Origin of the sequence: Methanolobus vulcani, from assembly GCF_900100715.1 — an archaeon.
Taxonomy (GTDB): Archaea; Halobacteriota; Methanosarcinia; order Methanosarcinales; family Methanosarcinaceae; genus Methanolobus; species Methanolobus vulcani.
The window spans coordinates 1-18,155 of record NZ_FNCA01000006.1 but is presented as its reverse complement, the minus strand read 5'-3'; the positions used below and the strand labels follow the sequence as shown (position 1 = coordinate 18,155).

The 18,155-nt window shown below is 39.2% G+C and carries 19 protein-coding genes; 3 read left to right on the top strand and 16 right to left on the bottom strand.

What is annotated here, in order from left to right:
- The 13 genes from BLP52_RS09370 to BLP52_RS09310 all read right to left on the bottom strand — a co-directional run.
- Window positions 1–1,984: hypothetical protein (locus tag BLP52_RS09370; protein ID WP_202905763.1), on the bottom strand; the 1,984-nt coding region annotated here is incomplete at its 3' end.
- A 13-nt stretch (window positions 1,985–1,997) separates the two neighbouring features.
- Complete coding sequence (locus BLP52_RS09365) at window positions 1,998–2,768, bottom strand: roadblock/LC7 domain-containing protein (protein WP_091710229.1); 771 nt, start codon at window positions 2,766–2,768, stop codon at window positions 1,998–2,000.
- Window positions 2,769–2,787: 19 nt separating this feature from the next.
- Complete coding sequence (locus BLP52_RS09360; protein ID WP_091710228.1) at window positions 2,788–3,858, bottom strand: RAD55 family ATPase; 1,071 nt, start codon at window positions 3,856–3,858, stop codon at window positions 2,788–2,790.
- Window positions 3,855–4,265 carry a hypothetical protein gene (locus BLP52_RS09355; protein WP_202905762.1) on the bottom strand — a complete coding sequence of 137 codons (411 nt, stop codon included), beginning with the start codon at window positions 4,263–4,265 and terminating at the stop codon, window positions 3,855–3,857. Before BLP52_RS09355 ends, BLP52_RS09360 begins: the two co-directional genes overlap by 4 nt.
- Before the next feature lie 5 nt (window positions 4,266–4,270).
- Window positions 4,271–5,188 carry a hypothetical protein gene (locus BLP52_RS09350; RefSeq protein WP_091710227.1) on the bottom strand — a complete coding sequence of 306 codons (918 nt, stop codon included), beginning with the start codon at window positions 5,186–5,188 and terminating at the stop codon, window positions 4,271–4,273.
- Window positions 5,189–5,222: 34 nt separating this feature from the next.
- Window positions 5,223–5,810 (bottom strand): hypothetical protein, encoded by a 588-nt coding sequence (locus tag BLP52_RS09345; RefSeq protein WP_091710226.1) that lies wholly within the window; start codon window positions 5,808–5,810, stop codon window positions 5,223–5,225.
- A 195-nt stretch (window positions 5,811–6,005) separates the two neighbouring features.
- On the bottom strand, window positions 6,006–6,860 hold the full coding sequence (locus BLP52_RS09340; RefSeq protein WP_091710225.1) for a hypothetical protein: 855 nt from the start codon (window positions 6,858–6,860) through the stop codon (window positions 6,006–6,008).
- Between the two features lie 15 nt (window positions 6,861–6,875).
- Window positions 6,876–7,952, bottom strand: coding sequence for a histone deacetylase family protein (locus BLP52_RS09335; RefSeq protein ID WP_091710224.1), 1,077 nt, complete (start codon window positions 7,950–7,952; stop codon window positions 6,876–6,878).
- A complete protein-coding gene (locus BLP52_RS09330) occupies window positions 7,952–9,964 on the bottom strand; it encodes a histone deacetylase (RefSeq protein WP_154717834.1) in 2,013 nt (670 codons plus the stop codon). The genes BLP52_RS09335 and BLP52_RS09330 overlap by 1 nt, the downstream gene beginning before the upstream one ends.
- Window positions 9,965–9,998: 34 nt before the next feature.
- Window positions 9,999–10,889 carry a hypothetical protein gene (locus BLP52_RS09325; protein WP_238380775.1) on the bottom strand — a complete coding sequence of 297 codons (891 nt, stop codon included), beginning with the start codon at window positions 10,887–10,889 and terminating at the stop codon, window positions 9,999–10,001.
- Between the two features lie 163 nt (window positions 10,890–11,052).
- The gene (locus BLP52_RS09320; RefSeq protein ID WP_091710221.1) at window positions 11,053–11,721 is read right to left on the bottom strand and encodes a hypothetical protein; all 669 of its coding nucleotides are present in this window, start codon (window positions 11,719–11,721) and stop codon (window positions 11,053–11,055) included.
- A gap of 44 nt (window positions 11,722–11,765) precedes the next feature.
- Window positions 11,766–12,545: an archaellin/type IV pilin N-terminal domain-containing protein gene (locus BLP52_RS09315; RefSeq protein WP_091710220.1), complete on the bottom strand. Its 780-nt coding sequence runs from the start codon at window positions 12,543–12,545 to the stop codon at window positions 11,766–11,768.
- Window positions 12,546–12,598: 53 nt separating this feature from the next.
- On the bottom strand, window positions 12,599–13,408 hold the full coding sequence (locus BLP52_RS09310; protein ID WP_091710219.1) for an archaellin/type IV pilin N-terminal domain-containing protein: 810 nt from the start codon (window positions 13,406–13,408) through the stop codon (window positions 12,599–12,601).
- A gap of 157 nt (window positions 13,409–13,565) precedes the next feature.
- Here BLP52_RS09310 and BLP52_RS09305 point away from each other — a divergent pair, with 157 nt between their 5' ends.
- Together BLP52_RS09305 and BLP52_RS09300 are read left to right on the top strand one after the other, a co-directional pair.
- Window positions 13,566–14,357, top strand: a complete 792-nt coding sequence (locus BLP52_RS09305) for a hypothetical protein (RefSeq protein WP_091710218.1) — start codon at window positions 13,566–13,568, stop codon at window positions 14,355–14,357.
- Window positions 14,350–14,712, top strand: a complete 363-nt coding sequence (locus BLP52_RS09300) for a hypothetical protein (RefSeq protein WP_023843870.1) — start codon at window positions 14,350–14,352, stop codon at window positions 14,710–14,712. Before BLP52_RS09305 ends, BLP52_RS09300 begins: the two co-directional genes overlap by 8 nt.
- Before the next feature lie 479 nt (window positions 14,713–15,191).
- Here BLP52_RS09300 and BLP52_RS09295 read toward each other — a convergent pair whose 3' ends face one another.
- Window positions 15,192–15,974 (bottom strand): archaellin/type IV pilin N-terminal domain-containing protein, encoded by a 783-nt coding sequence (locus BLP52_RS09295; protein WP_091710217.1) that lies wholly within the window; start codon window positions 15,972–15,974, stop codon window positions 15,192–15,194.
- 47 nt (window positions 15,975–16,021) lie between these two features.
- The gene (locus tag BLP52_RS09290; protein ID WP_091710216.1) at window positions 16,022–16,828 is read right to left on the bottom strand and encodes an archaellin/type IV pilin N-terminal domain-containing protein; all 807 of its coding nucleotides are present in this window, start codon (window positions 16,826–16,828) and stop codon (window positions 16,022–16,024) included.
- Between the two features lie 160 nt (window positions 16,829–16,988).
- Between BLP52_RS09290 and BLP52_RS09285 the strand changes: the two genes are divergently transcribed.
- Entirely contained in the window at window positions 16,989–17,792 is an 804-nt protein-coding gene (locus BLP52_RS09285) for a hypothetical protein (RefSeq protein ID WP_091710215.1), read from the top strand.
- A gap of 8 nt (window positions 17,793–17,800) precedes the next feature.
- On the opposite strand, the gene BLP52_RS09280 is transcribed toward BLP52_RS09285, so the two are convergent.
- Window positions 17,801–18,155 (bottom strand): IS1 family transposase (locus BLP52_RS09280; RefSeq protein ID WP_154717833.1); only part of this gene is annotated, 355 nt, incomplete at its 5' end.

Genomic DNA, 18,155 nt, shown 5'->3' with positions numbered 1-18,155 from the left:
CAAGAGGAACTTCTTCAGGTACAAATTCTGAAGACTCAAACTCAACTGGAACCTCTTCAGAATCCATATCCAAAGATTCAAGATCAAGAGGGACTTCTTCAGGTACAAATTCTGAAGATTCAAACTCAACTGGAACCTCTTCAGGGTTCATATCTAAAGACTCAAGATCAAGAGGGACTTCTTCAGGAGCAATTTCAGCAGGTTCAAAATCGACTGGCATGTTTTCTGTTTCTGCAATCAGATTTTCCTTATCCGGTGCAAATTCCTCAAGATTTAACGGTTCTGAAGCGATCTCAGCCGTTTCAGCCTGCATTGGCGACTGGTCTGCAAACATCTGATCAGATTCAACAGTATCATCTACTGGATCTGTCAAGAACTCATCCTGTCCTAATTGAGCTGCCTGGACATTAATATCAGGAGAGTCTTCAGTGAAAGCACCTTCAATCAGATTGTCCTGCAGAGGAACTTCTGTCTCCTGTGCAATTTGCTCAGGATAATCATGGATAAAAGATTCCTCATAGCCCGGAATATGAATATGAAGCTGTTCCTGCAGGGAATTGAACATTCCGCCTACAACGACCTTAAAAGATTCTATTTCCCCGGCTATTGCAGTTATTTCTTCTTTGTTTGAATTTGACGCCTCACTTTCCTGTTCAGCCTGCTCAGAAACCGATGAACCTGTAGTTATTTCGTTTCCTTGTTCTGTAACAGGAGGAACTGGCTCAGAAGAATTCAGCTCTTTAAGTGTGCGGTTCAACTTGGTTATTGCCTTAGTGTGCAAATTCACAGCTTTGGCAATACTTTTCATCTGCTCTTTGATATCTTCAAGTTGCTGAGTATTGGAAGCAGTTTCCTCAAGCTGGTTATTCTGAAGTTCAGCTATAAAGCTTACATTCTCAGTAAGATTATCCAGTTCACCCTTGTGTTCGGTCAGATCTGAAACTATCTTTTCAAGATGTCTTTCATGAGAAACCACCTTTTCAATTGTATATTCCCGGCTGCCGGTCTCTACAAAAGAACGGAAATCCTGTGAATTATAATTAGGAACATGCTGGAATAGCATTTTGAACAGTTCAACATAGGTTCCATGTATCTGCTTAACGGAAACTATCTTAGAAGAAATAGCATCCGAGAGCCCTCTGACCACAAAAACCTCATTCTCAAACCTGAAAAAATCAACACCTGCACTGAATTCGCGAACACGGTCTCTGGCAGTTTCCACCATATCAGCAGATTCACGGTCTCCATAAATGGAGATCATGGCACCATAAAGATCATTCAGGGTCTTTGCATAGGTAATTTCCAGAACATCAGGCGGAACTTTTGTCGGATCCAGTGACTCTGCATTTACAGAATCCTCTGCCTGTGCAACACGCCTGAGTCTTTTGGAAAACTGATCAAAGTCCTTCCTTAGTTGTTTATAATCAGATTCATGGACTTTAGAATACAGATCATTCTCTAAAGTGGATAATTTATCACCACTTGATTCAAGTTCATCTGCCATCTTTTTCTGCATGTCATTGAACTTTTCTTCAAATATGAACAAACGAGTTTCAAGCTCATTGTAGCGACTTTCGGCATCTTCAAGCCTTGTAATGAGTTCAGAGTTTGAAAGTTTGGAATCTGACTCAATACCAGAAGCAGCATGAACATATTTACGCTGCTTATTCATGAGACTTGATTTGTCATCCACAATTATAAGGGACTTTGCACTGGCCGGAATCGGCCTTTCCGAATGCACAGAACTGTCATCCATAATATCTGCACTGTTACCTATTTCATTATCTGCGTTTCCTGTCCGCTTCAAGTTTGAATCTGTAATATCTTCAACATAAGTTTCGCAATCTTCCATTGACCCTGTAACATCAGAACCGTGATCATCTTCGCTAAGCTCAATGGTATAATCCTGTTGGGTGCTCTGTGAAACTTCATTTCTCATTGTTTCAGTATCACATTTTTCCAGTGTGCATATTTCGTCATCCATAACAGCTCACCCATCACACAAAAGACTCAAGTTTATGTTTAATGTCCGGTATCCATTCAGCTTCGCATACATCTGCCACATAATCACCATGTAAAGGACGTATCTGATCCCGGATTATCATTTCAACAAGTAGAGGCCACAGGTCTTCGGTCATCCACTTAGGTGAAGAGGCAATCTCATTGAAAGCCATTGCAAGTACCTGCTCAACTTCACCCCTTCCCATGACACTAGTGATCTTCTCCTTGATATCAGCAAGAATCTCCATATTCTTCTTGTACTCGGAAGACTGGGTGTACATCTCATCAAAGACTATCTTTGCCAATATACGTAATTCACTTGCTACTTCTTCAGGGTAAGTTGCCAGTTGTTCTTTTGTCATTGGACGCTGTTCGAAAACATGGCGGATAACAGCTTTGGCAATCTCAATCTTATCCATGTTCTCAGTAAGATCAGCTTTTCCTGTGAACAGAGAGATCAAAAGAGCTCCGCGTCCCACTGATGAGAAAATAACAGTGCCAAACTCATATTCGATAACTGACTGCTTCAGTCCCATTTCAAGCTGCTGGCTAACATGCAACAGATTATTGCTGATAAGATTGGTCAGCTCAAATATCTTAGGGCCAATACTCTCCGGTATGTAGGATGCATAGATCTTTCCGTCAGCACCGGCAAAGAGCAGTACATCCACATCACTGGATTGGTGTGTCCTTTTAAGCTGTGCGACCAGAGCAAACTTCAAAAGGGAAACATCCTCAAGGTCATCTTTTGTTTTTTTAACTGACACGTCAACCCACCTCAGTTAATCATTGGATCATTTCTTCCAGTTCACTAAGATTGTCTATTTCTATCAGCGGTTCATCTTCCTGTGAAGGTTCTTCTTCCTGCATCATGCCAGCATCCGGCTGCACAGTCTCTGCAGATTCAGGAGCGATTGATGCTGCTGCCTTTGAAGCCGCCTCTTCCCTGCGTTTCTCAAGTTCTTCCTTTGTAATGGTATCATTAAGACCCTGGGACTCGAAGAATATCTGCAGGGTTTCCTTCGGGGAGAATGGATATGACCAGTTCTCTTTGACATAAACAAGGCGTTCAAGTATCCTTTCGTTAGCACCCAGATCAGCAGCAGTACGTATAGCCTTATCAAAGACATCGTCATACTTGCGTACATCTTCCGCAGATACCAGAGGCGTTGTTCTTACTACCACACCAACACCACGAACGAAGATATATGGATAAACTTCCTCACCATGCCTGGTTGCACGCATCTTTACAATCTCAAGAGCCCTGTTAAAAGCTCCTCCTATCGGCCTGTATGTCAGGTGAACTGCACCATCAGACATGTAGATCGGGATCAATACATCTTCTCCAATGGTCTCACCAGGAGATGCGTGTTCTTCTGTTGTGATAAGAACCGGACCCAGTTGTTTCAGTGTGTAGAACAGTTTGGTAATAACCTCACGCTGCTCCTGTTTATCCTGTATAGCCCATATAAGCGGGGTCAGTGGATCGATAACAACACGGGTTTTCACCGCATAGTTCTTGTTGGCTTCCACAAGAGCCGGAAGCTGCTCATCCACAAGTTTCACAAAGTCTTTACCTTTGGAATGGAAGAAGAAAAGCTCTTTCTCATAATAACTGTCAAGATTAAAACCTAGCATCTTTGCTTCCCTTAGGATCTGTTCAGGTGGTTCTTCCATACTTATGTACAGTGCATTTTCACCGTGTTCAAGTCCATAGTTAAGGTATTGCATTGCAAATGTTGATTTTCCTGTACCACTTGAACCTACTACCAGCATGGTACTTTTGTCACGTACCCCTCCTTCAATTACCCTGTCAAGGCCTGCAATTCCGGTTGGTATTCGTGTTTCGCTGCTCATTTTAATTCCTCCGGAAGTATCACTTCATCAAAGCTGCTTAATTCAGTAATATCTGTAATCTCAATATTTTCTGTAATTTCATCCAGTCCTTCAATACCTGGTTGAGGATCTGGAAGCTTAGACCCATTCTCAATTGAAAGAATGAGCGATTCATTGCTGTCAAAAGGAAAACTCTTTTCAACATAGACCGACTCGATTGAGTGACCCATGACCAACATATAGTCACTAACTTCTACCCATCCGGTTTCATTTTTCTTAACAACATTTTTAAGGATCACATTGTTATTTTTCCGGTCTATCTTTTCACATTCACCTCTGTAATGTGAACTATTTGTTATCACCCTTACATTCTCACCAATGAATTCATCCAGGTGCGTATATGGTGAAACTGATCTGTAACCTGCCATAATAATCACTGCTGCTCCTTCTTCATTTTAGCAAGAAGCTCGGCAAAACTATCCGTCTTTTTAGCTTCTTCCTGTAATTTTGCGGTTTCCTCAGACACAGCCGGTGTAGGTGCAGCCGGAGCAGAATTATCCGGTACCTGTATCTTTTGGGCCATTGCACCGAAAGCACCGCCAAAAGTATTGTGTGATTCAGCTATGGAAGAAAGTTCTTCCTGGAGCTTCCATGGAGGGTCAAATATCTTCTCCTGTACAGGCATGTTGCTGGCAAACTGCATGTAAGCATTACCAATTTCAGACAGACGACCGCTGTCAAGTAATTTGTAGATCGTGAGTGTCCTTACCCTGTCCCTGAGCTCATTGTCATCAACAGGCGGTCTGATACTTGATAATATCTTTTTATCATACTCATCAAGCATAACCTGATATGCGGATATAGGCTGGAGATCAACCTTGAATTTACAAACTGGGTCCCCATTCTTGATACACTCGGTTTCCTCAACAGAACATTCAAGTTCCAGATCTTCCCTGAAGAACCTGTGCAAGGCATCAGTTGTAGCTACACATACCTTCTGGTTCTGAAGTGCAGGATAGAAATTACATACAGGATTGTTAGGAACTGCAAATATGTAATGCATTGGCGCATACGAGATCAGTTGCATATTTCCAAGACCGATATCCTTGAAGAATTTCATATGGAACTTGTAAAGCGATGTTGATCTTATCATCTCTATTGTGCTCGCTTTAAGGAATTTCCTTGTTTCATTCCAGGGAACCTTGGCTTTTGGGAACCTGTCACTGATGTTCTGCTGGAGTTTCAGCAATGCTCCAAAAGCTCCCATTGATTGTCCAAAACTACCTTCCATTGAAGGAGGAGGACCACCAGCTGAATTAGTCATAAACGGAGGAAGACCAGGATCTGCCATTTATACTGCCTCCTCTGTGGTGATTAGATTCATTTCACATCATCTCCTTGATCTGCTTTAGACCCTGTTCAGTAAGCTTTCCTGAAGTGTCACACATGTTTGCTTCCCTCAGATTCTTGAAACTGGCTGCAAGCGTGTCATTATCGACACCAATGAAGAAAGTCAGTTTCTGCAAATCATTCACACCGGTGAAGAGCATGTAAAGGAGCTTTTTATCAACGTCAGAAAGTGATTGTTTCTTTGGAGGTGTGCCACACATTGGTTGCAGATAAGCTTTGAGCGTATTGATAACCGCTTCATTACCTGCAAGTAAAGCGGTAGCTGAAGCCGTGGCTCCCTGTACAACAGATGAAGCCTGAAGATAATCTATCATAAGAATGTGTGAAGTCCCGATCGTACGCTGGGCCTTTACACGAATTGGATCCGAAACTTCCCTGCCTACCATGGTAACACTTTTAAGAGGAATTGTCAACCATCCTCCACCTTCTGAGAACCACAGATTGAGATTGGTAAGATAGAGAACACCTTTTTCCCAATTATCAGAGTAAAGGGAATTACCCATCATCACTGCTTTATAAATATAACTAAGATCAACTTTTGCGATACCCTGCTCTTGAGCCATATGAAAAGACCCCATATAAGTAAATTATATATCTAGTATTATAATTATAGATACTATTGTATTGACGGTATTAATACCCTTCTGTTGAAATGAGACAAATCATAACTTTTGCACTTCTAGAATATATTATATAGAACTGGCAGCTCTAAAATATGAAAAAAGAGAAATGATATAGAAGAATAAAGCTAAGATCGACTATTTTTTCTTCATTGGAAGGAAATAGCGTTCAACACTACAATTCGCACATATAAAAGCTGTACCGCTTCTTTTGCCCGAGAGCATATATTTGTTCACCAGATAATTTCCACATTTACATGGAGACATCATTTTTTGTTCTCCAAGGAACTTACCTTCAAAATCCACAGGACCCTGACTGTCTTCCGGAGGGTTTTCGCCAGGCACATGTGTGGATACATGTTCAGAAACTTCATTAGAAGAATCTGACACATCGGCTTCCTTTTTCATTGTAATAAGTGAGTCAGAGACTGCTTCCTTTGGGAAAAGTTTGAGCCTGCAAGCCTTCACATTTTCTTCATAGGGAATGATTCCTTCACATGCTACTAGCTTCTTTCTACTCTCCTCAAGTATAAGATAACCGGGATAATTACCCAGATCTACAGGACTCTTGTAAGTTGATCCTGCAAAATCCAGTGACTCGAAGAAAAGCTTTGCGATCTTGTTCACAGGTTTTGTAATAATGTGTCCAACAAGTATTCCTGAAATAAAACAGAATATCTTTTTTCCCATACCAGTCCTGGCAAGCTTGGGCGAAACTTCAATCCCACGCAGTACAAATGTAGGTCGGCCGTCACTTGCAGGAGTACTCCATTTTTCATTCATGGACCAGCCAACCACAGTGCTATCCTTGACAGCAACCACAAGAACTACAGTGGGTCTTTTAAGCCAGCTCTGGAAATTTGACAGGTAATCAGACATACCAAGATATTTCCGGAAATAAGTGAATTCACCTATTGTCAACTTGTCAAGCTCAAAAGCATGTTCAAGTTTATAAAACGTAATACCATCTTCACTTTTTCCAAGTTCGAACATTTAACCAACTACCCTTTAACTACGATCCCATGGACCCCAATATGGCTCAAGCCTTGTTTTCAGATGTGACAGATTATTATTGAATTCTTTTCTGGTTTTAGCATGTCTTGATGCAAGAAGATCTATCTGATCTACCTCATCCTCAATATTCTCAATTCCTGCCAGTGCTCGCAGGACAACAGATGCAAGAAGACCAAGATCATCATGATAGCCGCCTTCAAGCAAGGTTACAACGCTCCATTTACTTGCAAGTTTAAATATTATTCTATAGTATCCATCTACAGTCAGATTCAATTTTGCCAGTGGCTCTTTATGATAAGCATCAAAACCACATTCAAGAATAATTAACTGCGGATTAAACCTGTCAAGCACTTTTTCTGCAACTTCATCATAAAACAGGGAATATTCCGGATTGCCAGATTCAGTAGGCATTTCCATGTTTATGCAATATCCGAGTGCAGGTCTAACACCAATATCCTTTATGAATCCTTTAAATGGATAAAGTGTTTTCTGATCCTGATGTATCGATATGCACAAAACTTGCGGATCCGCTTCAAAAGCAGCATATGTTCCATCCGAAGCGTGTGCATCAATATTGACTATGGCAATCCTTTCAAGCCCTTTTACCTCCAGCAGATAACGAGCCAGAATCCCTGAATTGTTGAACAGGCAGAAACCATTACACGACTCCGGACCTGCATGGTGACCCGGAGGACGAATTATTGCGTAAGAATGTTTACATTCACCTGTTATCACTAGCTCTCCTGCCTTTAGAATACATCCCAACGCCTGAAGGATCACATCAAAAGAAGAAGGACAAACGTATACATCTTTGCCAGGACTCTGACGAGGGTCCATGGTGCATGCCTTTATTAGTTCCACATATTCCCTTGTGTGCACTCGCAATATATCCATCATAGATGCCTGAAAAGCATCATAGAATCTGAATTGATCGCCATCAATAAGACCACTGTTCTCAAGATATTCCATTATATTCTTGATCCTCAGAGGATTTTCAGGACATGGATAGCCATTCAATAATGAATCATGTAAATAATGATTTTTATTGAAAGTAATACCTACCCGGGTCATCAGGCCTCCTGTGATAGTAATACAGGATGGTTGCTTTTTGTTTCAGCAACCTTTTTCTGTGCCTCTGCAAATATCTGTTTCTGTTGGTTCTGTTTAAAGCTAGATATTTCCTGTTTATCCTGAACCGGATTAGGACGTCCATGAAGAGAACTCAATACACTATGACACAATTGTCCGTTAAAGTCATGATAGCCGCCTTCAAGAAGGAAAACAATAGGTCCTTTAAATACCGAATGCAATTTTGCAGTCATCTGGTGATAAGCATCTGAATCCAATGCCAGCCCGATATTCATTTCATGATAATGGGCATCAAAACCACAGCTAAGTACTACAAAATCAGGATCAAAATGTTCTATCATAGGGATGACTGCCTCGTCAAAAGCATACATGTATTCCTCATTGCTTGAACCAGCAGGCATTTCCACATTCATAGTATAACCTTTGCCGGCATTCTCACCTGTTTCATTGCTGAAACCCTTCCTGGGATAGAATCCATGAGGATCGCGATGAAGAGAGATAAGCATTACAGTAGGATCTTCATAGAATATTTCCATTGTACCGTCACCTGCATGAGCATCCCAGTCAAGGATCAGTACTTTACCAATCTTCCGATTCTGCTGAAGATGCCTTGTAAGCACTGCTGCATTGTTAAAAAGACAGAAACCTCCATATTTCTGGGAACTTGCATGATGTCCGGGCGGACGTGTCAGGACAAAAGCATGACTGAACTTCTTATCAACAAGCAGGTCACCTGCCTGTATAGCTGCACCTGCTGCTGTTTTAGCAATATCATATGAACCTGATGTCATATACGTACTGTCACCTAAAAATCCTCCACCCGAACCAGAATATGATTTTACGAAAGAAACATATTCTTTTCCATGGACCCTGTGAAGATCCTCTTCATTGGCAGTCTTAAAATCACTGATCAATGTGCATGTTCCATCAGTAAAAACCTTGTTCTTTTCCAGGTACCACATGGCCTTGATTATACGTTCAGGTTTCTCATGAGTAATAATAGAAAGTAATGAAGCATCATGCTTCATATGATCCTCACTGTAAAGGAATGCAATATTCACTGGAGCTGCCGGTTCATTTGAAACTTTCTTTTTTGCTGCAACATTTGGCGTTGGAGCAGGAGATACCGGGGGAACGACCTTAGAAACTTCAGGCTTGGGGATACTTTTAGCTTGCTGTGCTGCTGCAGGCTTCACTGAAGATACCGGAACCTGTTTTTTTGAATTTGCATCAAACCGGGAAGACAAAGGAGTAGAACCTTTACCTGCAACAGTACTGATTTGTGATTTTGTAGGTGCAAATGATGGCGTTTTAGGTACCGAGCCTGTTACATTATCCTGTGCCGACGGTTTTTGTACAGTCTTTGCTGGCTTTGGAGTAATTTTCTTTTTTGGAATAGCTGTCTGTTGCGGACCCTTTACATCAGCAGTTTGATTGCTGACGGTCTGAGGAGACTGTGAGTGTGTGTTTATAGTAGCTTGATTTCCTTTGTGATGATACGATGAAACTTTTGGAACCTTTGGTGTTTTTTGTAGAATATCGGATACGGCTTTTGAGTAATCTTTTTCTTCATCCTTTACAGTATTTTTCTCATCATCCATTTCGATTTCAACAGACTGATATGACACATCATCAAAAGCACTGGACAGGACATCAGGAACATTTGCTTCAGATGCAGGAAATGTTGCAGCTGGCTCAATTTGCATATTCTGGGCATCAGAATAAGTTATAGTCTCATCCCCTGCCTCAATAAAACCTTCACCAATAACGATCATCTTTTTAGCTTCAGTGCCTTTTTCCTGGGTACTTGCTTTTTCATCCACAAAACCTGATTTTATAAGATCAACAATAGCATCTTTTTCTGAAAGGTCAATAGTGCTGCTGTCAGGTTTATTTCCATCAAAATAAGAGAGAAATGCCTCGTTCAGCTTTTTCATAACATCTGAAGACAACTGTTTAGATTGTTCCTCATTTTTTTCTTCATCTGAAGACACCCATATCACCCATAATATAATAAATTCTGCAAAATCATTGTACCTGTAACCATACAGGATCGAGCACACCTATGTACTTAGTTCCTCCATAATTGAATACCACTGTTGGCTCTTCAATGGAAGCCCAGCCAGAGAGTTTTGGTTTCACCACCCATGTTCTCTTTGCAGTTTCCCCGGGAGCTATCGTATCAAAGAACAGATTGATCTTTTCAGGTTCAAGGGAATTTGCAAACTTAGCTTTAATAGCAAAATCATGATATGGCTGCTGTGTGAAGTTTTTCACCCATACATCAACTGTTGCAGGTTTACCTACAGTGATCTGCTGAGAAGGAACAAATTTCACATATTGTGCAATAGATTCTTTTTGTATTGGAGTTGCACCTGAAACATCAATTGTTCTGCTGTTCTCTTTTTTCTTGGCCTTGTCTTTTTTATCAATATAAAGACCAGCTCCAAGCATCAGTACAGCAAAAATAAATATCAAAGGAGCATTGTTCGCAATAACATCTATTTTTGTTGTTTCAACCGGGACATCAACAACTTGTGCATTGTCCAGAGTCAAAGGAACAGTAAACGATACCCTTGTAACGATCCATCCAAGCTGGCTGTTCTGCAGAGTGAAATATATTGGAATAATGTTGTTTTTACCCTCTGAGTCCAATACCGTACATTCAACTTCCACAGCAGCAAGCGTATCGGTAATATTTTGAGAAACAATATTCATATCTTCAATACTGCCCGGCTCTATTCCCTTATTACCGAATATCATTTTAATACTGGCAACTGCAAGGAAATCTTTACCCGTGTACATATTAAATGCAGTGTTAAAATCACCATCGTTGATAGCAGTCAAAAACGTGGTCACTGTTTCAGGTACTTGTTCTTCTGGATTCTTACTGACACAACCACTACTATACACACTCATCAGGATAAAGAGTACTAGAATAACTGAACAATACTTGTGTTTCATTTAAGCACCTGAGATAATCAAATATTATTATTAAACTATTATAATATAGACATAGTACTTAATTTTATTTGTACTAATTGTATATATTGCACATTAGAAAAAAGAAAAGAAAAATAAATTAGAATAATGAAGGAAAGCGAGATAAATCCGCAATAAATTTGGATCTTCCTGTTTCAATCATAACAGCATATTCAAATGTCTGCTGATCATCAACAATAAATGAGCGAATACCACTACGCCCTTCAAATAACTGCCTTCCGGAATCACAGGATGTCTGAAGTTCATCTATGCCATCTATACTTTTTACTACTATTCCTGAAGGAAATGAAATGCTCATTTTTTCAATCGCCGGATGACCAAGGATCCATATGCTATGTTTACCGTCTTCCAATGATACAGGTACACCGTAAATAATATTAGCTGTGACCTTTATTTCCGAAGTATTTACGTTACCTTCTGCACCGGAAAGCTGCATATCAAAAGAATCAAGGGAAAGAACCGTATTTCCATTATCTATTAGAACATAACCTAAGTATTGCCCTGTGCTATTCCTTTTGAATTCGTCAACAAAAGCTTCAACTTCTTGCTCACTTACAATACTATTATTATCAGTATCAAGACTCAACCTGAAAGCCTCGGCATCAATTCCCGAATATGCTTCATTGATCGTAAAATCAATAGATCTATCATGAACCTTCAAATCATTTGTAAAAATTGCATCTGCTGATGAAAGTGGAACAAATGACAAAATCAGAATCAAAACTATTAACAGAATTTTTTGTGACATACAATCCCTCAAAAAAGAATGGTTAAGGTGAATATTATTTCACCTTATGGATATAATTGTATCGTTTCTCTGGTACCATACGAAGAAGGAGTTACAAATTCAGCCATTGTAGTAGCTCCGGCCTCAGGAGTCATCACTATCGTAACAGTAGTACGTGGTGCAAGATCCAGATTAGAATCTTTCTGGTTCCCACTGGTTGTCACTCCATCTATTGTCGTATATGACGTGTCACCGTCTGCTACAACAGAAAGGTAGATAGTCACCAGGTCTCCTGTATTCATAATAGGATTTCCTTGAGTGAATGAAACATCTTCATCCCTTATTTTTTGCACAGTGAAGAAGTATCTGCCATTTGCACCAGGAGTTGTTTGTGTATCCGTCAGCAAATGACCCAGATTTACACTTGCAGTGTTAGAGGATGAGAAATTATCCATTGCATTTCCATAAGTCTTATCGTTGTTGGCATAGATAAGATCATTAGTATTAGTCCCGTCAGTCATTGTAATGATCAACTGATTAAGATCAACGGGAGAGCTTCCAACATTAAGACCTACTTTTACTTTAAGCAGTGACATATTAGAAGCCATACTAGTAGTACCTGTCTTAGCACGTACACCTTCTATACTTTTAACGATCAGATTGGATGATACTTCCTGCGTAGCCTGTTTACCGGTAGATTGTGCCTGTTGCTGAAGTGTGCCGGATGTCTGAATGAGCACAGATGCAGCAACAGCAGCGATCAGCACCATGGCTATGAATATAATAAGAGTACCAATACCCACCTGGGCAGCTTTATTCCTGGTAAAACTGGCATTAGAGATCATAGTAACCTCTCAATGTAAAAGACCTGCAGTGAAATCACTGCAGTTCTCTTGCATTATGGATAGAGCTGTACTGTTTCCTTAACACCATATGAAGAAGGTGCTACAAAGTCAGCTGTGGTTGCTGCACCAGATTCTGGAGTTAGGACGATGTTTACAGTAGTCCTTGGTACTAGATTCATACCTGAAGATTTAAGACCTGAAACACTAGTAGATCCAACATATGAATAGCCGGCTCCTGCTGAGGTATAAGATGTTGTTGCTATGTACACAGTTATAAGATCACCAGTATTCATTACAGGGTTACTCTGAGAGAATGAAGCATCTTCATCACGAATCTTCTCTACAGTGTAATAATGATCAGAATTATTGAATGCAGTGCCTATTGTAGTAGTTCCTGTCAATAAAGTTCCAAGATTTGTAGATGCGCTTGAAGAACTAAAAGGAGTCATATTACCATCATCATTTCCTGTTGATGCATAAGATTTTTGATTTCCTGCATAAACAAGATTGTTTGCAGTTGTCCCGTCAGTTATTGATATTACTACCTGATTTACATCTACAGGAGAACTTCCTACGTTAAGACCAACCTTAAGTTTAAGAAGATCAATTGTTTCTGACATTGTTGTTGCTGATGTCTTAGCACGAACACCTTCAATGGTTTTGACCATTAAGTTAGATGATACTTCCTGGGTTGCCTGCTTACCGGTTGACTGAGCTTTCTGCTGCAGAGTACCGGAAGTCTGGATCAGAACAGCAGCCGCAACAGCTGCTACAAGAACCATAGCGATGAATATGATAAGAGTACCAATACCCACCTGAGCTCTGGTATTTTTTTTCAAATATAATGCGTTGTTTGCTTTCATGCATATCCTCCTATAATCCAAATATATGGATGAATTTATATATCATTTAATAATATATATATTAATTGGTTGGAAATATCAAACACCAAACATTGCGACTTCAGGATGAGGAAGCATTATATATTAACAATGTATAAATAATACACAGAGGGATTAGATGAATGCAGGCTTATTAGTAAATGCCACAATCTGTTTTGCAATAACGATATCATCATTCGCTTTTGCATGGGTACTTGCCCGAAGTGAAGATGAGCATACTGATAAGAGTAAACCTGCTCTCTGGTCACTTGTAATATTATGGTCGCTTGTAGGGCTTACTTATTTACCTACAACCATCAGGATGGTAGCTGCGTATCTGGGAAGAGAAAATCTGGACCTGATGATGTACAGCCTTGCAGCAATTCCTTTCTCTTTTGTAGCTGTTCCACTGGTATTTTTCATATTGTATGTTATAGTAGGCAACAAGAAAATAAGTGCATACATTTCGCTTCTTTTTGTTCTGTTTGGTGCATCATACCTTATGCTGCTATTTACAAAAGGGGTTATTGGACCCTTTGTTTCAAATTACTCATCCCTATTTACAATAAACAGTGATATTGCAATTAACATATACTTGATGGGACTTTTTGTAATACCTACTGCAATGATAATTGGCTTTTTATTGCTAATATTCCTGCAAAAAATGCCAAAACACCTTAGATACAGAACTGCACTACCACTTGTTGCAATATCATTCGTATTTGACTTCATGCTTACAGACATGATCACAATGGTTGATGTAATGCAACTTGTCGCAAGGATATTTGTACTGATAGGAACCGTTCAGGCATTTTTAGCTTATTTCCCACCGCTGACATTGCAGGAAAAACTTGGTATAAAAAAATATCAGTACGAACTCTATGATGATGAAGATCTCGACATTGATGTGGAGGATGATCTGGATGTCTGATGATATTGATGTCGAACTTGAACAGGCAGTAGCAGAGTTCTACCAGTCATTAGGAATTCATCAGGGACCTGGAGATATTCAATATAGATTAATATTGAAAGTACTTGGAAGGAATGAAGGTAAAATAACAGAGTTTTCAGAGATCAGAAAATACACCGATCAGTTTGCAGATAAAGGCAGTATTGGAAGCAAAATGAAAACGGTTTTCCAGCTTGAAGGACTGGTTGAAAAAGTAAAACGTGGCGGGTATGTAATTACGGATAAAGGAATTACAGCCTCAAATTTCCTGAAAGACAGTACTGCATTCTACAAGAAGAACAAGAGAATGGGCGAGATTATTGAAAGAATGCCCTGAACTTCTTTAAAATTAATTCATTTTTAGCCCTGTAGAAATATTTGATATTTGAAAGATGAGTCAAGCTTACAATAATTCAAAATGTATTACACAATAGTGATGATAATTTCCTGTTTCATCTTATGTTGGTTCTAATAGGTTTTCTATGGAGCCCAATTTTATAGTTTTTTATACACACTTTTATTGTACTATATACTTGCAAACAAGTAATTTATAAGAAGGTTCAAAAATGATTAAATATTCACGCTTTGTAGTGTGAACTTCTCATCATTATTTGCGTCACAATTAAAGAAAGCACTATTTAGTCTCTTCTAAATACCCAAATGTCATTAATCCAGTACAATCAATCCTATATTCTGCAATAATATCAATACATAGTTAAGAAAGCCTAAAACTAAACTGAACAATATTCCAGATAAGAAACAATAAATAGAGATTTTTAAAAAAGAAGAAAATATAATGTGAGTTAAAATCTCACATTATGGATACAGCTGAACAGTTTCCTTTGTACCATAAGAAGATGGTGTAATAAAGTCAGCGGTAGTTGCTGCACCAGATTCTGGCGTTAATACAATACTGACAGCAGTTCTTGGGCCAACCACAAGACCAGTATCATCTTGAGCACCACCTACATTAATAGTACCTATATCATTAAATCCAGTATCACCTGCAGCTACTGTTGAGATATAGAATGTCACAAGATCTCCAGTATTCATTACAGGTTCGGACTGCGTGAAAGAACCATCCTCATCACGAATCTTTTCGACAGTAAAGAAATACTTTGCATTGTCACCAGGAGTTCCTTGTGTTGCTGTTGTCATATTATATACATTTGCTGCAGCCGTGAGAGAACCCGAAAATGAAGCCATTGCATTCCCATAAGTCCGTTCATTGTTCGCATAAATAAGGTTGTTAGTATTAGTACCATCAGTGATTGAGATTACCACCTGATTGACATCTACTGGAGAACTACCAACATTGAGACCAACCTTAAGTTCGAGCATAGAAACATTAGCTGCCATATTTGTAGCTGAAGACTTTGCCCTGATACCCTCAATGGTTTTTACCATAAGGTTAGATGAAACTTCCTGAGTTGCCTGCTTACCGGTTGACTGAGCTTTCTGTTGCAGAGTACCGGAAGTCTGAATAAGAACAGCAGCAGCAACCGCTGCAACCAGAACCATAGCAATGAAGATAATGAGAGTACCAATTCCCACCTGTGCACTTGCATCCGATCTCATTGATTTATTATTTGCTTTCATAATTATCAGCTCCTAATATATGTGCGAAGAAATCGCACATAAATCGATTATGGATACAGTTGTACAGTCTCCTTTACACCATATGAAGATGGAGCTACGAAGTCTGCAGTTGTTGCTGCACCTGACTCAGGAGTCAGGACGATGTTTACAGTGGTCCTTGGTACCAGATTAAGACCTGATGTCTTCAAACCTGATGTAGTAGTAGTTCCAACAGAACCAAAACCTGTTGCAGAACTAGAAGTTGTTGCAATATAAACTGTGATCAAGTCACCAGTATTCATTACAGGATTACTCTGTGAGAATGAAGAGTCTTCATCACGAATCTTTGCTACAGTATAATAATGATCAGCATTGTTGAATGTAGTGGTCAAAACAGTAGTATTGGAAGTTAACAACTTTTGTAGGTTTGCTGCAGCATCAGTATCACTAAATGAACCCATGCTACCATTATCAGCACCAGTTGAAGCATATGATTTACTATTTCCTGCATATACAAGGTTATTTGCAGTTGTTCCGTCAGTAATTGAGATTACTACCTGATTTACGTCTACAGGTGAACTGCCTACATTAAGACCGACCTTAAGTTTCAAAAGATCAATAGTGTTTGACATATCAGTTGCACTGTTCTTAGCACGTACACCTTCAATTGTCTTTACCATCAGGTTAGATGATACTTCCTGGGTTGCCTGTTTACCGGTTGACTGAGCTTTCTGCTGCAGAGTACCGGAAGTCTGAATAAGAACAGCAGCAGCAACTGCTGCTACAAGAACCATAGCGATGAATATGATAAGAGTACCAATACCCACCTGAGCTCTGGTATTTTTTTTCAAATATAATGCGTTGTTTGCTTTCATGTACGATCCTCCTCTTATATCCAATTATTTTTGGATATATTACTATTATAGTAATGAATAATATAAATACCATTTGGTTGGAAATATCAAACATCAAACTCGTAACTTTTGCACAATGAAAATATATAAATAAAATGCAACTAATTAATAGTAGACAGGAATGAACCCGGGACTTCTGTTAAACGGAACCATATGTTTTGCAATCACATTGTCATCCCTTGCATTTGCATGGGTACTTTCCAGAAATAAGGAAAGATATAAAGAGAATAGTAAACCTGCTCTGTTTTCATTGATCGTATTCTGGACCATGGTGGGACTTACCTATTTGCCAACAACAATTAGAATGTTTGCAGCTTATATAGGTAATCAGGAAATCGATGCTATAATGTATTTTGTTACAGCTATCCCTTTTGCTTTTATATCTGTCCCGCTTGTATTCTTTATAATATATGTGATAACGGGTAGCAAAAAAATTGGAGAATATATCTCACTGTTTTTCACACTTATCGGAGCAGCATATCTTACATTCCTTTACGATAGTGGCATAGTTGGGCCTATGATCACAGAATGGGGTTCCATTTTTATGATCAACAGTGATGCTGCAATCAATTTGTACCTAATGGGACTTTTTGTCATTCCTACTTCCATGATACTGGGATTATTGTTGTTGATATTTCTGCAAAGAATGCCAAAGAGAATTAGGTACAGAACAGCTCTGCCTTTGGTAGCTATTTCTTTTGTATTCGATTTCATGCTTACAGACACGATTGCAATAGTAGATGTTATGCAAATGTTTGCCAGATTATTTGTTTTTATAGGGACAATACTTGCCTACCTGGCTTATTTCCCACCAATGACAGTTCAGGAAAAACTTGGCATTCAACAGCAGATAAATGATGAGCAGAATATACACACTGATCACAATATTGAGTTTTATCTGAAAGACGAGACTAATAAAGTCTGAGGGCATTGTTACTCAAACATAGTTAACTCTTTATTTCTGAATTTCATTAACAGTAGGACAGAGTACCGCAGCATTTCAATACTCTTTGTATAACACTTGGACTTTCTTCTCAACCTTGCCAGAAAATGCCTAAATATACTATTATATCCTTCTACAGTATATGTTTCTGCTTTGGATCGAGTATGAATCGCCGCTGGAAGAAACTCTGCATATGCTTTCCAGTGATCCGTCATGACTTCTTTTATCTCAATATCCTTTAATTTGTCCCAGAGTTGTATTCCAGTTTCTGTGCCTCTGCTGCCAAAAGAACAGTTGATGAACCTTTTCCCAACTCTATCAATAGCAATCCAGATCCAGCAATAT

What these genes read in the sequence shown, in the direction of transcription:
- BLP52_RS09290 (WP_091710216.1), bottom strand. Translation starts at nt 16,828, where the DNA reads ATGAAAGCAAACAACGCATTATATTTGAAAAAAAATACCAGAGCTCAG.
- BLP52_RS09345 (WP_091710226.1), bottom strand. Translation starts at nt 5,810, where the DNA reads ATGGCTCAAGAGCAGGGTATCGCAAAAGTTGATCTTAGTTATATTTAT.
- BLP52_RS09305 (WP_091710218.1), top strand. Translation starts at nt 13,566, where the DNA reads ATGAATGCAGGCTTATTAGTAAATGCCACAATCTGTTTTGCAATAACG.
- BLP52_RS09340 (WP_091710225.1), bottom strand. Translation starts at nt 6,860, where the DNA reads ATGTTCGAACTTGGAAAAAGTGAAGATGGTATTACGTTTTATAAACTT.
- BLP52_RS09350 (WP_091710227.1), bottom strand. Translation starts at nt 5,188, where the DNA reads ATGGCAGATCCTGGTCTTCCTCCGTTTATGACTAATTCAGCTGGTGGT.
- BLP52_RS09300 (WP_023843870.1), top strand. Translation starts at nt 14,350, where the DNA reads ATGTCTGATGATATTGATGTCGAACTTGAACAGGCAGTAGCAGAGTTC.
- BLP52_RS09285 (WP_091710215.1), top strand. Translation starts at nt 16,989, where the DNA reads ATGAACCCGGGACTTCTGTTAAACGGAACCATATGTTTTGCAATCACA.
- BLP52_RS09335 (WP_091710224.1), bottom strand. Translation starts at nt 7,952, where the DNA reads ATGACCCGGGTAGGTATTACTTTCAATAAAAATCATTATTTACATGAT.
- BLP52_RS09325 (WP_238380775.1), bottom strand. Translation starts at nt 10,889, where the DNA reads ATGAGTGTGTATAGTAGTGGTTGTGTCAGTAAGAATCCAGAAGAACAA.
- BLP52_RS09320 (WP_091710221.1), bottom strand. Translation starts at nt 11,721, where the DNA reads ATGTCACAAAAAATTCTGTTAATAGTTTTGATTCTGATTTTGTCATTT.
- BLP52_RS09295 (WP_091710217.1), bottom strand. Translation starts at nt 15,974, where the DNA reads ATGAAAGCAAATAATAAATCAATGAGATCGGATGCAAGTGCACAGGTG.
- BLP52_RS09355 (WP_202905762.1), bottom strand. Translation starts at nt 4,265, where the DNA reads ATGGCAGGTTACAGATCAGTTTCACCATATACGCACCTGGATGAATTC.
- BLP52_RS09360 (WP_091710228.1), bottom strand. Translation starts at nt 3,858, where the DNA reads ATGAGCAGCGAAACACGAATACCAACCGGAATTGCAGGCCTTGACAGG.
- BLP52_RS09310 (WP_091710219.1), bottom strand. Translation starts at nt 13,408, where the DNA reads ATGAAAGCAAACAACGCATTATATTTGAAAAAAAATACCAGAGCTCAG.
- BLP52_RS09315 (WP_091710220.1), bottom strand. Translation starts at nt 12,545, where the DNA reads ATGATCTCTAATGCCAGTTTTACCAGGAATAAAGCTGCCCAGGTGGGT.